The 22,594-nt window shown below is 36.6% G+C and carries 16 protein-coding genes; 3 read left to right on the forward strand and 13 right to left on the reverse strand.

Annotation, left to right across the window (positions count from 1 at the left end; translation table 11 throughout):
• Nucleotides 1-88 precede the first annotated feature (88 nt).
• The 8 genes from RBH95_RS09500 to RBH95_RS09535 form a co-directional block, all read right to left on the reverse strand.
• On the reverse strand, nt 89-571 hold the full coding sequence (locus tag RBH95_RS09500; protein WP_307899353.1) for an ABC transporter ATPase: 483 nt from the start codon (nt 569-571) through the stop codon (nt 89-91).
• Between the two features lie 35 nt (nt 572-606).
• Nucleotides 607-2,118 carry a PH domain-containing protein gene (locus RBH95_RS09505; RefSeq protein ID WP_307899354.1) on the reverse strand — a complete coding sequence of 504 codons (1,512 nt, stop codon included), beginning with the start codon at nt 2,116-2,118 and terminating at the stop codon, nt 607-609.
• Nucleotides 2,105-2,623, reverse strand: coding sequence for a PH domain-containing protein (locus RBH95_RS09510; RefSeq protein WP_307899355.1), 519 nt, complete (start codon nt 2,621-2,623; stop codon nt 2,105-2,107). Before RBH95_RS09510 ends, RBH95_RS09505 begins: the two co-directional genes overlap by 14 nt.
• 331 nt (nt 2,624-2,954) lie before the next feature.
• Nucleotides 2,955-4,178 (reverse strand): phosphoserine phosphatase SerB, encoded by a 1,224-nt coding sequence (serB, locus tag RBH95_RS09515; protein ID WP_307899356.1) that lies wholly within the window; start codon nt 4,176-4,178, stop codon nt 2,955-2,957.
• Nucleotides 4,179-4,357: 179 nt separating this feature from the next.
• Nucleotides 4,358-5,149, reverse strand: a complete 792-nt coding sequence (locus RBH95_RS09520) for a (Fe-S)-binding protein (RefSeq protein ID WP_307899357.1) — start codon at nt 5,147-5,149, stop codon at nt 4,358-4,360.
• 55 nt (nt 5,150-5,204) lie between these two features.
• Nucleotides 5,205-6,515, reverse strand: a complete 1,311-nt coding sequence (locus RBH95_RS09525; protein ID WP_307899358.1) for a 4Fe-4S dicluster domain-containing protein — start codon at nt 6,513-6,515, stop codon at nt 5,205-5,207.
• 18 nt (nt 6,516-6,533) lie between these two features.
• The gene (locus RBH95_RS09530) at nt 6,534-7,505 is read right to left on the reverse strand and encodes an MlaD family protein (RefSeq protein WP_307899359.1); all 972 of its coding nucleotides are present in this window, start codon (nt 7,503-7,505) and stop codon (nt 6,534-6,536) included.
• Between the two features lie 57 nt (nt 7,506-7,562).
• A complete protein-coding gene (locus tag RBH95_RS09535; protein WP_307899360.1) occupies nt 7,563-8,684 on the reverse strand; it encodes an N-acetylmuramoyl-L-alanine amidase in 1,122 nt (373 codons plus the stop codon).
• A 110-nt stretch (nt 8,685-8,794) separates the two neighbouring features.
• On the opposite strand from RBH95_RS09535, the gene RBH95_RS09540 reads away from it, so the two are divergent.
• Both RBH95_RS09540 and RBH95_RS09545 read left to right on the forward strand, forming a co-directional pair.
• Nucleotides 8,795-11,554, forward strand: coding sequence for a putative LPS assembly protein LptD (locus RBH95_RS09540; RefSeq protein WP_307899361.1), 2,760 nt, complete (start codon nt 8,795-8,797; stop codon nt 11,552-11,554).
• Nucleotides 11,555-11,558: 4 nt separating this feature from the next.
• Nucleotides 11,559-11,939 carry a RidA family protein gene (locus tag RBH95_RS09545; protein WP_307899362.1) on the forward strand — a complete coding sequence of 127 codons (381 nt, stop codon included), beginning with the start codon at nt 11,559-11,561 and terminating at the stop codon, nt 11,937-11,939.
• A 64-nt stretch (nt 11,940-12,003) separates the two neighbouring features.
• Here the strand turns inward: RBH95_RS09545 and RBH95_RS09550 are convergent, their stop codons facing one another.
• Nucleotides 12,004-13,788 (reverse strand): DUF885 family protein, encoded by a 1,785-nt coding sequence (locus RBH95_RS09550; RefSeq protein ID WP_307899363.1) that lies wholly within the window; start codon nt 13,786-13,788, stop codon nt 12,004-12,006.
• 140 nt (nt 13,789-13,928) lie between these two features.
• On the opposite strand from RBH95_RS09550, the gene RBH95_RS09555 reads away from it, so the two are divergent.
• Entirely contained in the window at nt 13,929-14,969 is a 1,041-nt protein-coding gene (locus RBH95_RS09555; RefSeq protein WP_307899364.1) for a GMP reductase, read from the forward strand.
• Between the two features lie 57 nt (nt 14,970-15,026).
• Here RBH95_RS09555 and RBH95_RS09560 read toward each other — a convergent pair whose 3' ends face one another.
• The 4 genes from RBH95_RS09560 to RBH95_RS09575 form a co-directional block, all read right to left on the reverse strand.
• A complete protein-coding gene (locus RBH95_RS09560) occupies nt 15,027-15,896 on the reverse strand; it encodes an N-acetylglucosamine kinase (protein WP_307899365.1) in 870 nt (289 codons plus the stop codon).
• 85 nt (nt 15,897-15,981) lie between these two features.
• A complete protein-coding gene (gap, locus tag RBH95_RS09565) occupies nt 15,982-16,983 on the reverse strand; it encodes a type I glyceraldehyde-3-phosphate dehydrogenase (RefSeq protein WP_307899366.1) in 1,002 nt (333 codons plus the stop codon).
• 16 nt (nt 16,984-16,999) lie between these two features.
• Nucleotides 17,000-17,986: a 6-phosphofructokinase gene (gene pfkA / locus RBH95_RS09570; RefSeq protein ID WP_307899367.1), complete on the reverse strand. Its 987-nt coding sequence runs from the start codon at nt 17,984-17,986 to the stop codon at nt 17,000-17,002.
• 141 nt (nt 17,987-18,127) lie between these two features.
• Nucleotides 18,128-22,510 carry a translocation/assembly module TamB domain-containing protein gene (locus RBH95_RS09575; protein WP_307902246.1) on the reverse strand — a complete coding sequence of 1,461 codons (4,383 nt, stop codon included), beginning with the start codon at nt 22,508-22,510 and terminating at the stop codon, nt 18,128-18,130.
• Nucleotides 22,511-22,594 lie beyond the last annotated feature (84 nt).

Consider the following 22,594-nt stretch of genomic DNA (forward strand, 5'->3'; position numbering starts at 1 on the left):
TTAACATTAAATGAATAAAGAAAAAAGCTGCGTTTGGATTAAAACTGCAGCTTCTTTTCATTTTATAAATCTTTATTTCAATATCACTTTACAGAAACCGTGCATGCCAACTATCCTTGGCTGGCACCTCCCAACTTTCGTTAAACTCAGCTATATTGGTAACCAAATTATTAAACACAATGGTATTTTTGGACACCGCTTTGTCTTTAGCCATCTTTTTGAAATCGGTTAAACTTTTATATGCAATGAATTCCCCTTGTTTATAGGATACATTCATTTTATCCATTAAATCCACTCCATATTCTTTCTCCAATTCTTGAATAAAATGAACTGAGGCGTCGATAGAACATCCCGTAGCTTTATTTAAGTTTTGATTTAAGCCTAATACAATAAAACGCTTATAAACAATTTTATACCCAGCGTGTAAATCACTTCCGTGAGCAGTCCAATTAAGGACAAACTCATCCAATTTCTGCTTTAATTCTTGTACTTCTGCATCAGTAAAAGTTCTATTGGCTTGGTAAATCCAAACTCGCGATTCTTCGGGTAGCGTATCAAAATCAACTAACATAGCTTATTATTTTTTATGCTTACAAAAGTACAATTTTACATCCAATGTCTATCTTCAGATTCTACTTTAAACAATAGAAAATCGACAATTGTCTTGGCATCATTTTCCTTAATAAATGGAATGGTCAAAGCTTTTGAAGCTGTATAAATTTTCACCGATGCTATACCTCTATATTTTTGAAAAATATTCTGTTTAAATTGTACCCCCTGAAGTTTGTGAAGCTCGGCCATATCGGTATTGACCTCAATCAATCCTCCGCTTCCTATGACAATATAATTTTCATCAATACTATAATAGGCCTTTTTATAGCTTTGTCTGACAACTAAAACAGCAAAAACTATCAAAGGAATGTTCCATAGAAAATATAAATAGGACGAGTTGAAGACTATTAAGCCATTCACTCCCATGATCAACACCAAAACCTGCAAAGCTTTTATCCTTTTAAAATAGACCTCTGGCTTATGCTTTGTGATCCCCTCAAGGATATTGGCATAAAATTTTTCAATTAAATTTTTTGATTCCGATTTGGACAGGCCAATAATGGAGAAATTCTTTAACTGTTTTGCATCCACCATAGCTTGAGTGAAAAACATTTGATACAGTCCCAAAGCTTTTTTGAATCTATTAGTAGACAATGTAATTGTTTGAATGCGGCTGGTCACCAAACCCAAAGACACCTTGTTCAACAACCCTTTAGAAATTTCCAGTCCCTTGTTGTTTTCTGTAACCTTGAGATCAAAATTAATCAAAACCGTTTTTACCAACGAGAAAGCAAATGCCACGAGTAATAATACGGTTATAATGGCAAAATTAAATATCACAAACTGCATCATTTGACTCTTCTCACTATATTGAAAATAGGAAGCTTCCAAATCTGCTAGTTTAACATCTCCTAAAGCGTCTTTAAAGTTTCCGTAAAGGCCAAAAAAGAAAGCAAAAATAAAGACCAGACTTTTTAAATGATTCTCAGAAATACCTTCAAGAAACAGACGCTTCATAGATACTTGATAAAAGGTTTTATCTTCTCTTAAAACCTCCAAAGTCTCTTGAGATTCCTTATTGTTTGACTCTTGTGTATTATTAGAAATCAACAACGTCTTCAAGGCTTGCGCTGTAGGCTTATCAAGAGCTTTTATTTCAATCTCCGTCTTTTTGTCCCCTGCACTTTCTACCGATAGCGACACCACATCAATAATTTGTTGCAAGAGGTTTTGTTTAATGTAGACATTTTGAATTTTAGACTTTGATATAGCGGTTTCCTCCTTTTTTAAAACACCTTGTTGTAAAACGAAATAATCGTTAATAATATGGAATTTAAAATTCCTGTACTTTAAAATTGAAATGATCAAAACCAACAAAAGTAGCAAAAGAAGACCGAGGCCTAGCCAAACAATCTTTTCTGAATCTGCCTTCCGTATAAACAGATATAAGGAAACAAATATGATTGCCATTTGTTGTTTAACCAACTTATACAGTTGGAAACCAAATAATACTATAATACCTTTTGCCGATTGCCTTGTAGGAATACTAAAATTAGGACTGCTCATTCAGTTTGTTGGTTAAAAATGTTTTAAGAGATTGAGCAACCTCAAAAGGTAAGCCTTTAATTGATAAATCGCTACCGTTTTGTCCTGCTGAATATAAATGCAGTGTGGCCAAACCAAACTTTCTTGCTAAAAACGTCCTAGAGATTTCAACGTGTTGGATTCTATTAAAGGGAAGTGTTGTCACGGAATGCACCAAAACTCCTTTAGAATATGTGATATCCTTATCCCTTAAACCATATTGGCGGGATTTAAATGACAAATCGGCAAATACCAAACTTAACACAAAAACCAAACACCAAGCTACTGTTATAGTCCAGAATACAGTTACTGGAAAGCTTTCGTCTACTACAAAAGTGTCAAGGATTAAAAAGATTATTAGAAACCCTACAAATCCCACAATTCTGTTTACAACTAAAATGGTTTTATATTTGGAAGCTATACCTAAAAGTTCAAGATTTTCTATTCTTGGAAGATTTTCCAGAGCAATTTGATTATTTGTAAACACCTAGCTAAATTTAAATATTAAAATGTCATTATTGAATCTCTTAATTTTTGGTGTATTTAAACCGAAACGCCAAAGACATCCATAAGGCATTCCCTAAGAATAAGAACATAAAGTTGAATAATGAAATTGGATCACCTAAATAAAAACAATATAAAGCTGTAGATCCAGCTATAAATAATCCTCCAAAAAAACCAATTGACAAAATCTTTCTTAAAGGGAGTAATTCTCGATTCATTATTATTGTTGAAATTTATTTCTAAAAATAGATTGCAGAATGTAATTTACTAAATAAATGTAAGGCCACTGTATAAAATGGATTTAATAAAAAAAACTAGCTCACCAAATCTATATGTCTGTCGTGATAACCCAATAAATACAAAACACCATCCAGACCAATACTTGATATGGCACTTTGAGCATTGTTTTTCACGGTTGGTTTGGCATGGAAGGCAATTCCCAAACCTGCTAAGTTTAGCATGGGCAAATCATTGGCCCCATCACCAACAGCAATAGTTTGACTAATATTGATTCCCTCTTCTTCTGCTATTTTTTTGAGGTATTCTGCCTTTTTTTCACCATCCACTATTTCCCCAAGATAACCTCCAGTTAAGACACCATTCTTAATCTCCAATTGATTGGCATACACATAATCTATCCCTAACTCCTTTTGCAGATAATGCCCAAAATAGGTAAAGCCTCCAGATAAAATAGCGGTTTTAAATCCGTAACTTTTTAAGGTGTCTATCAATCGTCTCGCGCCTTTGGTAATCGGTAAATTTACCGCTACAGATTGAAGCACTTCCTCGCTCAAACCTTCAAGGAGCTTCATGCGTTTGGTAAAACTTTCCTTAAAATCAATCTCTCCTTGCATGGCAGACTCGGTAATAGCTTTTACCTGATCACCTACTCCAGCCAAAACTGCCAATTCATCAATTACCTCCGTTTGTATGAGTGTAGAATCCATATCGAAACACACCAAACGTCTATTTCTTCTATAGATATTATCTTCTTGAAACGCAATGTCTACGTCCAAGTCATGAGAAATTTCCATAAACTTTCTGGTAAATTCAGATTTGTCATCGATCTGTCCACGTATGGATAACTCAATACATGCTCTTGGATATTCCTCTTCTTTCGATAGCGAAATCCTACCGGTAAGTCTTTTTATTGCATCAATGTTCAGATTCTTTTCTGAAATTACTTCTGTGACTTTTGCAATCTGCTCGGCACTCAGTTTTTCACCTAAAATGGTTACTATATACCGATCCTTTCCCTGCAAACCAACCCACTTTTCGTAATTGTCCAAAGTAATTGGGGTGAATTTTGCGGTAATGCCAAGCTCATAGGCTTTGAAAAGCAAATCCTTTAAAACGGCTGCAGATTTCGCCTTGGATTTAATCTCGAATAAAATTCCCAGAGATAAGGTGTCATGGATATTTGCTTGACCAATATCTAATACTTTAGCTCCATATTCTGCTAACACAGTTGTTAAGCTAGAGGTCAAACCTGGTTTATCTGGCCCTGAAATATTTAAAAGGAAAATCTCATTGGTCATAACATTGTATTTTAAGCCTAATAAGCCCTAAAATTCACTATTCTTTTTGAATAATAAAAGCTTTGTTTTAAACAAAACTTGATATTTAAAGATTCAATAGTTTTTCAAAAGATTTACTAATCTTTCATCAAAAAATTGACCAACATCATCTTTTAAATGAGAATTTTCAAAGGATGGTATTATAAGTCCTCTGCATTTGCTAACAACTCCGCCACATCCATAACTTGAACAGCTCCCTCTTTTTCTTTAGCCTTTACACCATCGGTCATCATGGTATTGCAGTATGGGCAACCCGTTGCTATAATTGAGGGCTCAGTTTTTAGGGCATCTTCTGTTCTTAATACATTGATGTCTTTATCTCCCTTTTCAGGCTCTTTAAACATTTGTGCGCCACCCGCACCGCAGCACAAAGCCGTTTGCTTATGGCGTTTCATTTCAACCAAATCAACTCCTAAAGTCCTCAATAAGTTTCTTGGCGCTTCATAAACTTCATTGGCACGACCTAAATAGCAAGGATCATGAAACGTGATGCGCTTTCCATTTAATTTGGAACTAGTTTCTATTTTTAAACGACCAGCTTGTATGAGCTCTTCTATATATTCTGTATGATGCTGAACCTGATATTGCCCGCCCAAAGCTGGGTATTCATTTTTAAGGGTATTGTAAGAATGTGGACAAGCTGTTACTATGCGCTTAACTTCATAACCATTTAACAGTTCTATATTCATCATAGCCTGCATCTGAAAGAGAAACTCATTACCGGCGCGTTTTGCCACATCGCCAGTACAGCTTTCTTCTGTGCCTAAAACAGCAAACTCTACTTGAGCTTTGTTTAACAACTTTACAAAAGCTCTAGTTATTTTTTTGGCTCTATCGTCATAACTTCCAGCAGACCCTACCCAAAACAAAATTTCAGGTTGTTTACCTTCGGCCATATAGTCTGCCATCGTTTTTACTATAAGTTGATCCATCTTATTATTCGTTATGTAGTTTATGTATTCCTATTACCAAAATTAGAATACCATACTATTTTTCGTCTACCCAGTTTAATCGATCCATTTGGTTATAAGGCCATGGAGCTCCATTATTCTCAATATTGCTCATCATGTTATTTAACTCCATTGGTGCCGCACTCTGTTCCATCACCAAATAACGTCGCATTTCTAAAATAATGGACAGCGGGTCGATACTTACCGGACAAGCTTCCACACAGGCATTACAAGTTGTACACGCCCAAATTTCCTCATGACTAATGTAATCTCCCAATAACTGTTTGCCATCATCTTTAAATTCACCATTGTTGGCATCCATATTTTTTCCAACTTCTTCCAAACGATCACGGGTATCCATCATAATTTTACGAGGAGACAATTGCTTCCCTGTCAAATTAGCAGGACACTCACTAGTACATCGTCCACATTCTGTACAGGTATAAGCATTTAACAATTGTACCCAACTCAAATCTTGAACATCACTAGCTCCAAATTTTGCAGGTACTTCTTCCTCTACTCCTTCTTCTGGCATTGCAAAAGGATCAGCATCTGGATCCATCATCATTTTTACTTCATTGGTAACGGCTTCTAGGTTATTAAATTCACCTTTAGGCTTTATTTTTCCAAAGTAAGTATTTGGGAATGCCAATAAAATATGAAGGTGTTTTGAATAATATAAATAGTTTAGAAATACCAATATTCCTAAAATATGTAACCACCAAGCACTGCGTTCTACAAGATGCAATGTTCCCTCCGACATTCCTGAGAACAATGGCGTTATAAATTGACTAATCACATTCCCTGATTGCATCTCTTGTAAATGCATATCAGTGGCGTTCATAACCAAAAATAAGGTCATAAGAACCATTTCAAAATAAAGAATGAAATTCCCATCATTTTTTGGCCAACTGGTCATTTCTGGTTTCCAGAATCTTTGCAACTTGATAACGTTGCGTCGTATCCAAAATATCACTACAGATACAAACACCAATAAGGCCAACACTTCAAAAGATCCTATTAAAAATCCGTAGAACCCTCCCATAAATGAAAACAGACGGTGTTGTCCCGTAAGACCGTCCAGGATAATTTCAAGGACTTCAATATTGATAATAATAAACCCTAGATATACTATAATATGAAGAATTCCCGCTACTGGACGACGGACCATTTTTCCTTGTCCCAAGGCAATACGAATCATGTTTTGCCAACGTTGATCTTTATGATCGCTGACATCTACATCTTGACCCAATTTAATGTTACGGACTAATTTCTTGACATTTTTAACAAAATAGCCAATGCCCAATACCAAGGCAGCAGCAAAAAGTATGTTTGGAATATAGTTCATTTGTGTTAGTGTAGTAAGTTATTCCTTAGACTCGGAATCTTTGATAAGGTTTCCTTCGGCATCATATTGATCGGCTTTCTTTCCAAAAACCGAAAAATGTACATAACGCTTAGGGTTTAATTTTAAATCTTGTAATAATTCTTCCAGCTGTTTGGTTGCTCCTTCCAGATTATCATAAAGCTGTTCATCTTTTAAAAATTTGCCCATCGTTCCATTACCCTGTTCAATTCCACTTAGTAATTGGTTAAGGTTATCCATTGAACTCTGCAAATCTCTCGCTGCACCAGCCAAATCAACCTGAGCAATAGAATCTGATATTTTCGAAAAGTTACCAAATGTATTCTCGGCACTCGATAAGGTGCTTTGCAAACTTTCCTGATTATCTGCTATCATTTTATTTAGGCCATTCGCTGTTGCTTTGTAGGAAATAATAGTCCCCTCCAATTGTGCAAGGGCTTTCGTTAAATTCTCCTTATTTTGTGGACTAAACAACGAATTAATATTTCTTATGGCCTCATCGGCACTTACCATCACCATTTCTATTTTTTCTTGAAGTGGCGTTAAGCGTTGGTTTACCAATTCAGAAAGTCCCTCTTTGGTTTTTGCGGTTAAATAACTACCACTCTTTGCAGGAGAAGCTCCATCAAAAGCAGGGACAATTGCTACAGCTTTTCCGCCTATCAAACCGGCTTCATACAATTCGGCTGTACTATTTTTAGAGAATTCAAAATCGTTGGTAATAAGCAATTTCACCACAAGTTTTCCAGAACCATCTTCTTTAAATTCAATACTTTGAACTTTACCTACATTTTGTCCATTAATAGTGACCGGGGCTGAAGGTGCCAAACCTTCCACGTTATCATAAACGGCGTAATAGGTTCTTGAAGAATCCAAAAGGTTTTCTCCTTTCAGGTAGTTAAATAAGAATATTAGTAAGGCTATTCCGGAGATAACCAGTATTGCGGTTTTTACTTCTCTTGAGATTTTCAATGTGTACTTGATATTTGGTTGATCACAAAATTAGTGATAAATATATTAAGAATACTTTTAATTGGTAGCAGTTTTAAGGGCTTCGGAAAGATCGATACGGACTCCATTTTTATAGGCTACAATAAAACTACCACTGTACCCCTTTTGTTTTGCCACCTCCTGAAACTTTTGGATTTCATTATAGTCTGAAGTTTCTCCGTAAAAATATTTGTATACATTACCCGCTTGCTCCACCGAGCTTACTTCAAGCCCATTAAAGTTATAAGCTTTTAATTTCAATCGTTTCGAACTTGCGGCTATCTGCACTTTAAAGGTTATGTCTTTGTAAACTTCTGGTAATTCCACTTTGGTTTCTAGTTCTGATTCTCCAACCATAGCCAAGTCATCATCGCTAAAAATATTTTCGCCCACATTTTGTTCCAAGAACTTCTTATAGCTAATCACAGCGTTTTTTATGGAATTAGCCATTTCACCTTGCCCTCTTCCAGAATTTAAATACTGCCCTTCTGGCTTATAGGTCAAAAAACCTACCTCAATCAATACACTTGGCATATATGTATTGTGCAACACCCACAAACTAGCTTGTTTGATGCCACGGCTCTTACGTTTAAGTATATGTGAAAAGTTATCCTCAATCATCCGTGCCAAACGAATACTATTCTCTGTGTACTCTTCCTGCATAATGGAAATACCAATCATAGACTCTGGTGAATTGGGGTCAAACCCTTCATAATGCTTCTCATGATTACTCTCCAAAAAGATTACTTCATTCTCTTTTTTGGCAATTTCAAAATTTCGTTGATCATTAGCCACCCCCAACACAAAGGTTTCTGTACCATGGGCAGAGGATCCGTGTGCATTACAGTGCACCGACACAAACAAATCGGCATCGGCCCTGTTGGCAATAGCTGCACGCTCTCTCAATTCAACAAACACGTCCGTTTTACGTGTATAGATAACCTTAACATTGGGCAACTTCTCCAAGGTGGCGCCTAAATCCAAAACAATTTTAAGGGCAATATCCTTTTCCTTATATCCATTTCCCAAGTTGCCAGGGTCATGCCCTCCATGCCCAGCATCCAAGACCACTACAAATTTGTCCCGATCCTTTCTTGGACTTGCAGCAAATGTTAAAGAAATTGTAAATAATACGATTATTGATAATAAGTACGTTCTCATAAATGTTTTTAACGACAGAATATCTTTATTTATTACCTAAAAAATTGAGCCTGAGTTTATTTTTAAATTTTATTTGAATAATAATTAATCCCGAAAAAATATATGTAATTTTGGCTTTTCAAAAACCGAGCCATACTTTTACAAAAATACATTTAAAAGCGTTGCGTACAAACATCTTTCAAATACTTTTTACCCTAAGTTTTACAGTGCTTATTAACACTTTGGCGTTCGCTCAGGAGCTACCAAAACCAACCGAAACCATTAAACCAAAAGTAGAAAGAGACACCCTAAATGTGCTTGCCGATTCCCTTGTGGCAGCCCCCTTAAATATCAAGGAATCAGACTCCATTGAAACCGATTCCCTCCCAAAGAAAAAAGAGTTCCTAACGGGCATAGTAAAGTATAAAGCTCAGGACTATGTTTCCATGAACCAAAAAACACAAAAAATCACTTTATACAATAAAGCTGAAATATCGTATCAAGATATGGAGATAAAGTCTGGTGTTATTGTCATTGACTATAGTAAAAATTTAGTCTATGCCGGTAGACTAAAAGACTCAACTGGAGCCTATACACAACCCCCAATTTTTAAGCAAGGAAGCAACGTAGTGGAACCGGATTCCATTATTTTCAATACTGAAACCAAAAAGGCACTAATTTTCAATTCTAAGACTGAGCAAAGCGGGGGAACCATCATTGCCGATGTCACCAAAAAAGAAAATGATTCCGTTTATTTTATTAAACGCGGAAAGTTTACAACCTCAGAAAACTTAGATGATCCTGAGTACTACTTTTTAATGCGTAAAGCCAAAATTGTTCCGAACAAAAAAGTGGTAACTGGTTTTACCAACATGTTTATATATGATGTTCCTACGCCAATTGGACTTCCTTTTGCGTATTTTCCCATGACAAAAAAACAAACCTCTGGTATAATATTTCCTTCTTTTGGAGAACAAAATGACCGAGGCTACTTCTTACAAAATGGAGGATATTATTTTGCAATAAGTGATTATGCAGATTTAGCTGTTTTAGGAGACTATTACACCAACGGTAGTTATGGGTTGCGGGTGGAGACCAATTATGCCCTGCGATATAAATTTAGAGGAAACCTTAGTTTTAGATATGAAAACCTCATAAGCAGTGAACGCGGTTTCCCGGACTATTCAAGGTCTACCATATATAATTTAAGATGGTCACACAGTCAAGATGCTAAAGCTAACCCAAACTCAAGGTTTTCCGCCTCGGTTAACTTAGGAAGTAGTACTTATTATCAACAGTCGATCAACCAAAACAACGCCGCAAACTTCTTGAACAATACGATGGCCTCCTCCATCTCTTATTCGAAAACATTTCAAGGCGAACCGCAAACCAACCTAAGTGTTACAGCTACACACTCACAAAACACACAAACCCAACAAATAAATATGACACTTCCTACCTTTCAAGGAAGTGTAAGCCGTATTTTTCCGTTCGCACCAAAAGAAGGCACAAAAAAAGGAGCGCTGCACAATATCAACTTGCAGTACAATGTGAGAGGAGAAAATAGAATCCAAACTACTGATAGTTTGTTCTTCAAATCGGGAATGTTTGATGATGCCAAGGTGGGTATGAAACACAGTATTCCTTTAAGTACCAACTGGAAACTATTTAAATACTTCAGCATGAGTGCCAGTACCAATTTTGAAGAAAACTGGACACTAAATACTGTGAAGAAATATTATGACGAATTTGAAGATGAAGTAGTTACTATTGACCGAAAAGGCTTTGACAGTTTTAGAACCTACAACTTTGGGACCAGTTTAGGGACGACGATTTATGGAATGTATGATTTTAAACTGAAAGATAAGGATCCTAAAATACAAGCCATAAGGCACGTAATGCGACCTTCCATCAGTTATAACATTAATCCAGCTTTCGACCAATATTACGAGACTTACGAAGTGGTTTCAGCAGACGGACTAACCTCTAGAGAAGTAGAATACAGCCGTTTTGAAGGCTCAATTTTTGGATCGCCAAACAAAACTTACGGAAGCTCTGTAGGTATTTCACTTTCAAATAATTTAGAAGCAAAAGTAAAGGATAAGGATTCCACAGCTACCGAGGCTAAAAAGGTAATTTTATTAAACAACCTAAACTTCTCTACCTCCTACAACATTGCTGGAGATTCCCTAAATTGGAGTCCTGTAAGAGTATCTGGTGGAACACAGATTTTAAACAACAAAATGAGCATTAATTTTGGAATGACCTTAGATCCCTATGCTCTAGATAATAACAATCGTAAAATAGACAAGTTCAATATTGAAAATGGAGGAAGCCTGTTCCGAATGACCTCGGCGAGCATGAACATGAGCTATACATTGTCAAGCGACTCGTTTAAAGGACAAACCGAAGAAGACAAACAGGCTATAGATGAAAATGTGAGAAGCGGTGGACGTGCGGATGACCTTTTTGGAAAAAATGAAGACTTTGCCGATAAGCGTTTAACTGACGACAGTGGCGGCTCCAAAGCCGACGAAAACTCCGAACTATACAAATACGAAATTCCTTGGAGCTTACGTTTGGCCTATGCCGTGAATTATTCCAATTCCGCTAGGCAAAACGAAATCTCATCACATTCCTTAATGTTTTCTGGAGACATTGATTTGTCACCTCGCTGGACCGTTGGTGCGTCGTCCGGTTATGATTTCAAAAATAATGGTTTCACCTATACCCAATTACGCTTTGAACGTGATCTTTTAAGTTGGCGAATGAACTTTAGCTGGATTCCATTCAGTAATCGTAGTTCTTGGAATTTCTTCATCGGGATAAAATCCAGCTTGCTTAAAGACCTTAAATACGATAAACGTAAACAACGTGACCAACAATTATAACACTATGAAAACAATCATCAACACTCCTAAAGCCCCAGCTCCAATTGGTCCATACAACCAAGCGGTATTAACGGGAAACACGCTTTATACGTCAGGGCAAATTGCCTTAAACCCCGACACAATGGAATTGGTAATGGACGATATTCAAACCGAAACTAAACAGGTAATGGAAAACCTGAAAGCGGTTTTAGCTGCGGCCGATATGGATTTTAATAATGTGATTAAATCTTCCATTTTTATTAGTGACATGGACAATTTCTCCAAAATCAATGAGGTATATGGAAGCTATTTTAATGAAGCTACAGCTCCAGCAAGGGAAACAGTTCAAGTAGCAAAATTACCAAAGGCGGTGAATGTAGAAATAAGTATGATTGCAGTTAGATAAGCAACGAAAATTAAAAAAGGGCTATAATTTATAGCCCTTTTTTATATCTAAAATTTTCTGCACATCACGAGTAGGATGCTATCCAATCATTAATTTTCTTCTCCAATAATTCCAAAGGCACACAACCCGTTTCTAAAACTTGCTTGTGGAATTCTTTAATATCAAATTTATCACCCAAAAGTTTTTGGCTTCTCTCACGTAATTCAATGATTTTTAATTGTCCTATTTTATAGGACAAAGCTTGCCCAGGATTAGCCATATAACGTTCAATTTCACTAATGATTTTAGACTCGGACTTTGCTTCATTTTGAAGGGAATATTCAATAGCTTCTTCCCTAGTCCATCCTTTGGCATGAATCCCTGTATCAACCACCAAACGAATAGCCCTGTGAATTTCAGCACCCAACATACCCAAGTATTGATAAGGATCTTTATACAAACCTAATTCCTCTCCCATGGACTCTGCATAAAGAGCCCATCCTTCACCAAAAGCACTATACCACAAGGTTCTTCTAAACTCGGGAAGCGCTTTGTTTTCCTGAGCCAAAGAAATCTGGAAATGATGTCCTGGAATGGCTTCATGTAAAAACAAATCTTCCTTATCAAAAATATTATATTCCTCAACGTTGGGAATAGGTGTATAAAAAATTCCCGGACGTGTCCCATCCAATGAGCCTGAACTATAATTAGCAGCGGCCGATTTTTCTCTGAACGGCTCTGTTCGTCTTACCTCAAATGGTGTTATTGGCTGTTTTGAAAACAATTTGTCCAATTGGGGCTTCATTACATTATGAATACTGTCATAAAAAGCAATCACTTGAGAGCGCTCCGTAAATGGCATTAAATTTTTATTTGTTCTTACAAAATCAAAAAAGGCATTCAAATTCCCTTTAAAACCAACCTGCTCTTTCACCTTTTCCATTTCCTTTCGGATTCGAGCAACTTCATCCAAGCCAATTTGATGAATTTCATCTGCGGTTAAACTGGTTGTTGTATAGAATTTAATTTGATGACTATAATAGGCCGTATCCAACGGCGTTGCGGCTATACCACTACTTTCTCTTCCTGCTGGCAAATAAGTTTCCTTAAAAAATTTAGCCATATCATTATAAGCAGGAATCACCTTGTCGTTAATCATTGATTTATACTCTTCGGTCAGACGATCTTTCGCAGTTTTATCAAAGGAATCAGGCATCAAGTTTATGGGGCCAAAAAACAAATGCGCTTCCTCAGGCCCATTTACCAAGGATTCGAACTGCGGAATAACCTTTACTATCAATGATTTTGGAAGCACATAGCCTTCTGCAATTCCCTGCTCCATATTGGTCTTTGCCGATGTAAGCCAAGCTAAATAACCATCTACTCTTTTCAACCAATTATCATAGTCCTCAACCGTTTTAAAAGGTTGCGCTGTTGAACCACTAGCCAATTGGTTAAAATCTAAATTCAATGACCACATCTGGTCTATTGGCATCAAATCTTTCTTAAAGCCTAAAGCCTCCAATTTAATATTACAATCCCATAACAACACTGCTTTACTCATTTGCTCCGATGGACTCAGCAAGGAATCGGCAATATCACCAAAAGCAGCCTTATATTTTTCATAAAAGGCCTTTTCCTTTGCCTTATAGGCTTCCGAAAGATAATTGGGAAACTGATCATTGTAACGGTTGTCTCCTGCTTGTGTGGCCAACAATGGATCCAAAATGAGTTTTTCTTCATTATAATTGGTTAATAATTCTGAAAAAACGTCACTTGTAGACTCTTTCACTTCCAAACCTTTATTGACTTCTTTTTTACACCCTTGAAGTGCGAAAAAAGCGGCACAGCAAATAATAATTTTCTTCATTGGTTAAATAGTTTAGGTTTCTAAAGATATTAAAATATAAAAACTTCAATTGCTTTAAATTTGTTAACAACTCATCTTTAATAAACTATCCCTCTAAGAAAACAAAACCTTAAATTTAAAACTAACCAAATTTTCTCTCCATGCGTATAGAACAAGATCTTAAACTAGGCTTTAAAGATGTTATGATTAGACCAAAAAGATCAACACTTAAAAGTAGATCACAGGTCCACCTAGAGCGCGAATTCACTTTTTTGAACAGTAAAGTATCTTGGAAGGGCATCCCTATAATGGCTGCCAACATGGATACCGTGGGCACCTTTGAAATGGCTTTGGTTCTTCACAAAAAACAGCTCTTTACTGCGATACATAAACATTACTCAATTGAACAATGGACCAATTTCTTTAACATGGCTCCAAAAGGAATTGAAAATTACATTGCCATTAGTACTGGAACCGGTAAAAAAGATACGGAACGTTTACAGAGTGTTTTTGCCCAAAATCCACTAATAAAATTCATTTGTATTGATGTAGCCAATGGGTATTCTGAACATTTTGTGCATTTTGTTAAGCAAACTAGAGAAGCTTATCCAGATAAAGTTATTATTGCCGGAAATGTAGTAACAGGAGAAATGGTAGAAGAACTTCTTTTGGCTGGGGCAGATATTATAAAAGTAGGAATTGGCCCTGGAAGCGTGTGCACAACTAGAGTAAAAACAGGCGTTGGCTACCCTCAGCTATCCGCCATTATTGAATGTGCCGATGCCGCTCATGGTTTGGGTGGCCAAATTATTAGTGATGGAGGTTGTGCCACTCCAGGGGATGTGGCTAAGGCCTTTGGAGCTGGGGCCGATTTTGTAATGCTTGGTGGCATGCTTGCTGGCCATGACGAAAGTGGGGGACAATTATTTGAACGGGATGGCAAGCAATACAAACAATTTTACGGCATGAGTTCCTCAACAGCTATGGAAAAACATGTTGGTGGTATTGCCGAATATCGTGCCAGCGAAGGTAAAACAGTAGAAGTTCCTTATCGCGGGCCTGTAAATTCAACACTACAAGATATTTTAGGAGGCTTGCGAAGTACCTGTACCTATGTAGGAGCCCAACGTTTAAAAGAGTTGACCAAACGTACCACTTTTATTAGAGTTGCCGAACAGGAGAACCAAGTATACAACGGATAATAAAAAAAGCCTTGAAATATCTCTTCAAGGCTTTTTTATTACTTTTTTTTCTTATTCTTATGCGTGTTTTAATCCTTTTACATGATAATCAACTAACCCTTCAATGGGTCTTCTCACAAAATTACCAACAGTAAAGCCCATTTCATCCGCAACTTCCTTGATATGCTCCTGAGTAAAGAAAGAAATTGATCCCGCGAAATGTACAGGAACCGTTTTCAATTCGTCCTTAAATTGCATTATCATATTTTTAGCAAAAGATTTAAAACCTCTTACAATTAAATCATGCATATATTGGGACTCCTTATTTAAAATCATAAACTCAGCAAAAGTGGCCAAGTAAGCATTAGGATTAGGTTGCTTATATAGATTGTATTTTATATGATCGGCTTCCATATTATATTTATGATCAAAGGCCACCCTTAATGTAGAAGGCATGTGTTTATAGTAGTAATCCTTAATGAGCTCCTTCCCATAATAATTACCGCTAGCCTCATCCATTAACGAATACCCTAAAGACACAACTCGTTGATGTAGTTTTTTACCATCGTAATAACTACAATTTGAACCGGTTCCCATGATACATACTACTGCAGCTTCGTCATCATGGTTTATGGTGGATCTTACGGCTGCCATGGTATCCTCTTCAATCTCTATGTGCGTAGAGGTGAAAATTTCCTTCAAAACGTCGCGAAGCGCCAATTTAGGTTTTTCAGTACCACATCCTGCCCCGTAGAAATACAGGTGTGTTGCTTTATCTCTATAAGCCATAAGCTCCTCATTTTCCAGAATCCTAACTCGAAGCTCGTTGCGCTCCAGAATTGCCGGATTGAGACCTTGTGTTCTTATTTTTTCCGAAAGTTGGTTCCCATCCAAATCAACTGGCATCCAATCGCACTTTGTAGAACCGCTATCAACTATTAAAATCATAAGAATAAAATAAAAAAAGACCGTAGCATTCCATTTAGTTTCCCAAATTTTATACTGCGGTCTTCTATTCGTATATAAATTGTTATTATAATTTGCTTACATGTAAAGCTAAATCAATTAGTTTGTTTGAATAACCAAACTCGTTGTCGTACCAAGACACAACTTTAAAGAACGTAGAGTTCAATTCGATTGCTGCATCAGCATCAAAGATACTCGTGCGTGCATCGCTTACGAAATCTTGAGACACTACTAATTCATCTGTATATCCCAATACACCTTCCATTGCACCTTCAGAAGCAGCCTTGAAAGCAGCTTTAATTTCGTCTAAAGAAGTTTCCTTTTCTAACTTCACAGTTAAATCAACAACAGAAACGTCAGCAGTTGGTACACGGAATGCCATACCAGTTAACTTTCCATTCAATTCTGGAATCACCTTCCCTACAGCCTTAGCAGCACCTGTAGACGCAGGAATAATGTTCAATAGAGCGCTTCTACCACCTCTGTAATCCTTTCTAGAAGGGCCATCTACTGTTAATTGTGTAGCGGTTGTAGCGTGAACTGTCGTCATTAAAGCTTCAACAATTCCGAAGTTGTCGTTTAATACTTTAGCTACAGGCGCCAAACAGTTTGTAGTACAAGATGCATTGGATACAATAGTATCTGAAGCTTTAGCTTCTGTATGGTTTACTCCCATTACAAACATTGGAGCATCCTTACTTGGAGCTGAAATAACTACCTTTTTAGCACCAGCATCAATGTGGTATTGTGCAGTTTCCAAAGTAGTGAAGATTCCTGTACATTCGGCAACGATCTCTGCACCTACTTCGTCCCATTTAAGAGCTTTAGCATCTTTTTCGGCAGTGATTCTAACAGTTTTACCGTTAACAACCAAATGTCCATCCTTAACCTCTACAGTTCCATCAAATTTTCCGTGAACAGAGTCATATTTTAATAAATACGCCAAGTGTTCTACATCCAATAAGTCGTTGATGGCTACCACTTCCACATCTGGTCTGTTGATGGTAGCTCTAAATACTATTCTTCCAATTCTCCCGAATCCGTTGATTCCTAATTTTAACTTTGACATAATCTTAATTTAATGTTTATGTGGTCATGATATCTGACACACGAAGTAATTCTAAATTTATTTTTGATTGGCCTTTGATGGCTTGATCCAATGGTGTTAATGCCATTTTATCATCCAACAACCCGACCATAAAGTTGGTTTTTCCTTCCATAAGACTTTCTACGGCTTTCACCCCCATCCTACTTGCCAATACACGATCGAAACAAGATGGTGAACCTCCACGCTGCATATGACCAAGTACAGATACACGTACTTCATATTCTCCAAGGTTTTCTTCTACGTAATCCCTTAGTTCAAAAACGTTTTTACCTATTTTATCACCTTCGGCAACAATTACGATACTAGAAGTCTTTCCTGAACGCTTGCTACGTCTTAAAGATTCCAACAAACGATCCAATCCTAGATCTTCCTCTGGAATCAAGATTTCTTCAGCTCCAGCTCCAACACCTACGTTTAAGGCAATGTGCCCAACATCGCGGCCCATAACTTCAATAAAGAACAATCTGTTATGTGAACTGGCCGTATCTCTAATTTTATCAATGGCATCTACGCCTGTATTCAAGGCTGTATCGTAACCTAAAGTATGAGACGTTCCGTAGATATCATTATCGATGGTTCCTGGAATCCCCATAATTGGCATATCAAACTCACTGCTAAAAATCATGGCTCCTGTAAAAGTTCCATCTCCGCCAATGGCTACTAAAGCATCTACACCTGCCTTTTTCAATTGTTCGTACGCTTGTTTTCTTCCTTCAGGTGTTCTGAACCTATCTGAGCGAGCCGACTTTAAAATTGTTCCCCCCTTATTAATAATGTCCTTAACACTACGGGCATTCATTTCTACAAATTCGCCTTCAATCATACCTTCATATCCACGGTAAACACCAATAGATTGAATGTTGTGGTATGCACAAGTTCTCACAACTGATCTAATAGCAGCATTCATTCCAGGAGCATCTCCCCCTGAGGTAAATACAGCTATTTTTTTTATGCTTTTACTCATTAATTTATATGTTTTGAAAAGTCAACATAACAAAGATAACCAATAAATACTACCATTTGCGATATTTTTATTGGAGTACGAAAATTCAAACGTTTTCGTTAATAAATAATTTAAAAGGCTAAAAAATCAGTACAAATAATGCTATTTGTTGGTTGTTTTTTCTTTGACGTTAATAAAATCTGGGAAGTTGTTATCGATCTTTTTTACCTTATTTTCATCTTTCTTTTCTGAAGCTTTCTTTTTGTTTTTTCCTGAAAAGATGATTTGAAGCAATTCCTTAAAAGTATCAAATTCTACGTTATAAGACAAGCCCATGCCTTGGGTATACCCAATTTCTTCTCCAAAATTGCGAATACTGTTCTCTCTATTGAAAAATTTTGCTGATAATGTACCTTCGTCATTCAATAAAACCTGAATCTCCACGTCTCCTGCAATTACCGTTTGTTCAACCCCTCCAATGGGCACTCCAACCTTTCCGTTTATCAATACCTTATCACTTAGCTGTGTGCTCAGGGTAAGTCCCAAACGATCATCGGTTTCATAATCTGGAGTAACTTCCCCCGGTTGCAGGTTCACCCCTATCTGCAATTTGCCATCTTCGTCTTCAAAAAGACTGTTAAAAAGGCTGTTTACACGATCGGCAATAGTACCATAGGCCTGTTGCCCTAAGCTAATTTCACTGGCAAAGGCTCCAAAAGACAACAAGTTTAAAGCCTGAAACTCTCGACTTTCCTTAGTCTCCAATCGATATTCCAACTCCGATTTGATGGTTGATCCTACATTTGGAAAATTAAAACTGAATTCTGGTTCAGGCTGTTCCAATTGTCCCTGTAAACTAATTTCTACATTCACCGGGATACTTCTATTAATAGGATTGTCCAACAACACAGAAGGGTTGGCTTGGGTTTTATATACCGCGGTTAAATTAATTTGGGCCTTCATTGGGTCTCCTTCCCATATAATACTCCCTCCTGGCTCAACTTCCAGCTCCTTTTGAATTAAACCTCCGTAAGCAAAATTGTATATCCCTTTAGTGACGGCAAAATCTCCCCACATATTAAACTTCCCTGTTGTATTTATTTCAAACAACAAGTTACCATTACCAGATCCTTGGATGGTACTACCAGAATTTCTATCAATAACAATTTCAATATCCGCATCGGGAGTTACAATTAGGTCGAAATCCAATTCTAAGCCCTTAACTTCAGGAGCGACGTAGTCCTCTCCTTTTAAACGAGCTTCCTTTTCCTCTGGTGTTAAAAAATGTATATAGGAGTTATCTCCATAGGTTTCCAAGTCATTCAGCGGTACTTTAAATACGGTTCCTTTTTCGGTACTTCCATCAAAGGCTATGACCAATTCGTCGGCAGGCCCCTTTATGCTTGCCTCTCCTTCTACAAATCCTGTCCCATAATAAAGAGCCTCTTCAGAATCATCTGTATCCAAAACTAAAAGGCGATCGGTCTCTAATTCCAAGCCCAAAACCCAATCGTCAAAATTAACGTGAGAAATGTACCCATTCAATAAAGCTCTCGAGAAATATTTGGAATCGGTAAGCACAACATCCTGAAAAATGAACTTTTGCTGTTCCAGAGTCACCCTTGAATCAAAATCGAAACTATAGTCCACATTAAGATACGGAATAGTAATACCTGCATTGTCCAAATACAAATCTCCTCTAATATCCGGTTTTTTGAGGCTTCCAAGCACTTGCGCTTCCCCAGACACCATACCTCGTATGTTAGTGATAATTCCTGCTCCTAATGGCGCCAACGGATCTAGGATAAACCGATCAAAATCTATATTGACATCTATATAGGAATTAGCTTCACTAACATCAACTTCGCCATGGGCTTCCAAAGATCTTAAACGGTCACTTTTCAATATAAGATCTACACTGTAATTAGTAAGCGACCTATTCCCCTGGATTTCGGCTTTTAAATTGCCTAAATTGTGGTGGTTTGCTTTAAAATTATCTATGGTTATGCTTGAATTTGGTGTGTAGACACCTCCATCCTGAAGTAGGTGTAATTTTCCATTTACAACACCTTCCAAAAACAGACTATCAAGTCTAGGAGTAATCTTCATTAATTCTACTTCATTAAAATTCAAATTCAAATCCTTATAAGTAGAATCTCTTAGAACCCCAGAAAACTCAATTTGTTCATCCAAATTCGATAATACCAAGTTCTTAAAATTAAATTCCTTGAATTTACGATCAAACACAATTTTGTTTAAAGTGTCCTTTTCTTCGTTTATGAACCAGTTAAAATCCTTGAAGGTAGCTTTGGATTTTTGGAACCCCACAACAGATTTATCATGATCATCAATAGTATAAAACATACTCAAGTCATACGTATCCCTATTATAGGTTCCTCCCCTAAAATTGGATTTGATAAACAACGTATCGTTTTGGGTAACATTAATCAAACTAAACCGTGAAACATCATAATGTTTGGTATGAAGAGAATCCAACTCTATAAATGTGTTGTAAACAGGGTTACTATTGTCTACGGATAAATTGACATTTTGCGCAAAATAGTCAAACACCTTTATTTGAGGCGAACTAAAAGAAAGCTTAAAACCATTTTCGCTATTTTCAATTCGGCCTTTTATAAAAGTGTTTTCGGCCAATTCTACTTCGTGGAAAAAGGCCTCTACAATCTTGTTGTAAATATTAAATTTGAAGTTAATGTACTGATGGCCTTTAACCTCATTGGGTTCGTATTTTGAATACAAGCTGCCAAACGAGTTTTTTACGAGTTTGCCCAAATCCTTGAACTTAAAGTCCCCTCTAATAGTTCCTTCTATAATATCTGGAGAATTAATCCTGATAACACGCATGTTTTCTTCGAATTTGGATTTGATATCGAAATCCTCAAAATAAAACTCGTTGCTTTGATTGATATAGGTCGTATTCTTAAACCTTAAACTCCCCTTGGCGTCATCAACACTGGATCCTTTCATGGACATTACCACATTCCCCTTAAAAATGGAAACACTATCCTTTTTTACAAAATTTAAAGCTTTTAGGTTGGCGTAAGCCACATCTGCCGAGAAATCTAAAGTTTTAATGTCCTTGGATAAATCTGCCAATCCATCAAACCTAAACTTAAAGTTAGGGTCACTGGAATTAATAATTCCATTAAACACATCACTTTCCAAACGTCCTGCCACATCAATATTTTGGTAGTCATAATTATTGAACACCAATGAAAACACTTTTCCTTGGATTTGTGTTTTTAAGTTTTTCACCAAAAAGCCTTTTCCATCCACATCAAGGTTGAAGGATGTTGTCCCTACTTCTTCCTTTTCTATAAGCTTACCCAAGTCAAATTCGTCAAACACCACATTACCCACATATTTAGCATTGTCCACATCATTTAAATGCTCCATATTCAAATCTGACGACACATGCCCCAACTCGGTATCCATTTCCAATTTGGCATCTATTGTGGTTGGAGTAATATAGGAATCACCTGTAATGGTAAAATCTCCCAATTTTGAAAATACTGTAGGAATGGAGTTCCCCAACACATTGGGAAGCAAGCCTGTTAAATCATAATAGTTTGAGGACAAATTAGAAAACTTTCCATCCATGGAAAAAGTTCCTACTTCATTGTTAAAAAGGTTTTTAAAATTAATATCTCCATAAATTTTACTGCGCCTACTAGTTGTTAACCTTAAATTATTGGTGTTTAAATCGTTTAGGGTTCCGCTAACTTCCACATTGAATTTTGCCAATTGATTCTCTCCAAATTCATCATAAAAGGTATTCAACTCATCAAGTTGTACTTCTGAATTTTCAAATTTGGCTGTAATGGCTACCTTATCTGTAAAATATTGCAAGTCTTCTCTCAAATAGTCAAACCGCAATGTTCCCTGGATTTTGGAGTTAGTGGTTTTGATTTGAAGGTTATCAAAATTCATATAATCGACCGTATATTGAAAATCAGTAATCATATTCTGTATTTTCACTCCCCTACTATCCCTAAAATTTAAGGTATTGATCCGAGTGCTAACATTACTTCCATCGATCAAAAAATTAGTAGCATTAATGTTCAAATTATTAAACTCTAAAATTTTTGGGGTTTCTTTATTTTCATCGATTAACTTAAAAACACTATTGTAAATAGACACATCACTGGAGGACATCAAGAAATTACTCTTTACCTTATCTGGATTTTCCTCGTCAAAGCGTGCCACAAACACATCCAAATTTGTTTGTTTTTCACCCCTATAAGTTTTGATATTAAACACCAAATTCATGATATCAATATCACCAAACACCAATTGCCCCTCGTAAACATTCTTGAAATTAAGGATAGAAGTATTCAGTTCCCGCACACTAATCAACGTATCTTTTTTGTAGTCCTCAATATAAATTTGTTTGAGTTCAACATCCCCGTTAAACTGCAAACCAACTTTTTCTATGGAAATGTGGGTCCCAAATTCTTCATTAAGATATTTGGTTGCATATTTCCCTAGAGAGGTCTGCACTGCTGGAATGGAAAGTATTAGCACCAAAATGACAAACAACAATAAAACTATTGCTACCAGCTTTGATACTATTTTTAAAAATTTTTTGATACGTATTAATGTTTTAAC

Source organism: Mangrovimonas sp. YM274, from assembly GCF_030908385.1.
Taxonomy (GTDB): Bacteria; Bacteroidota; Bacteroidia; order Flavobacteriales; family Flavobacteriaceae; genus Mangrovimonas_A.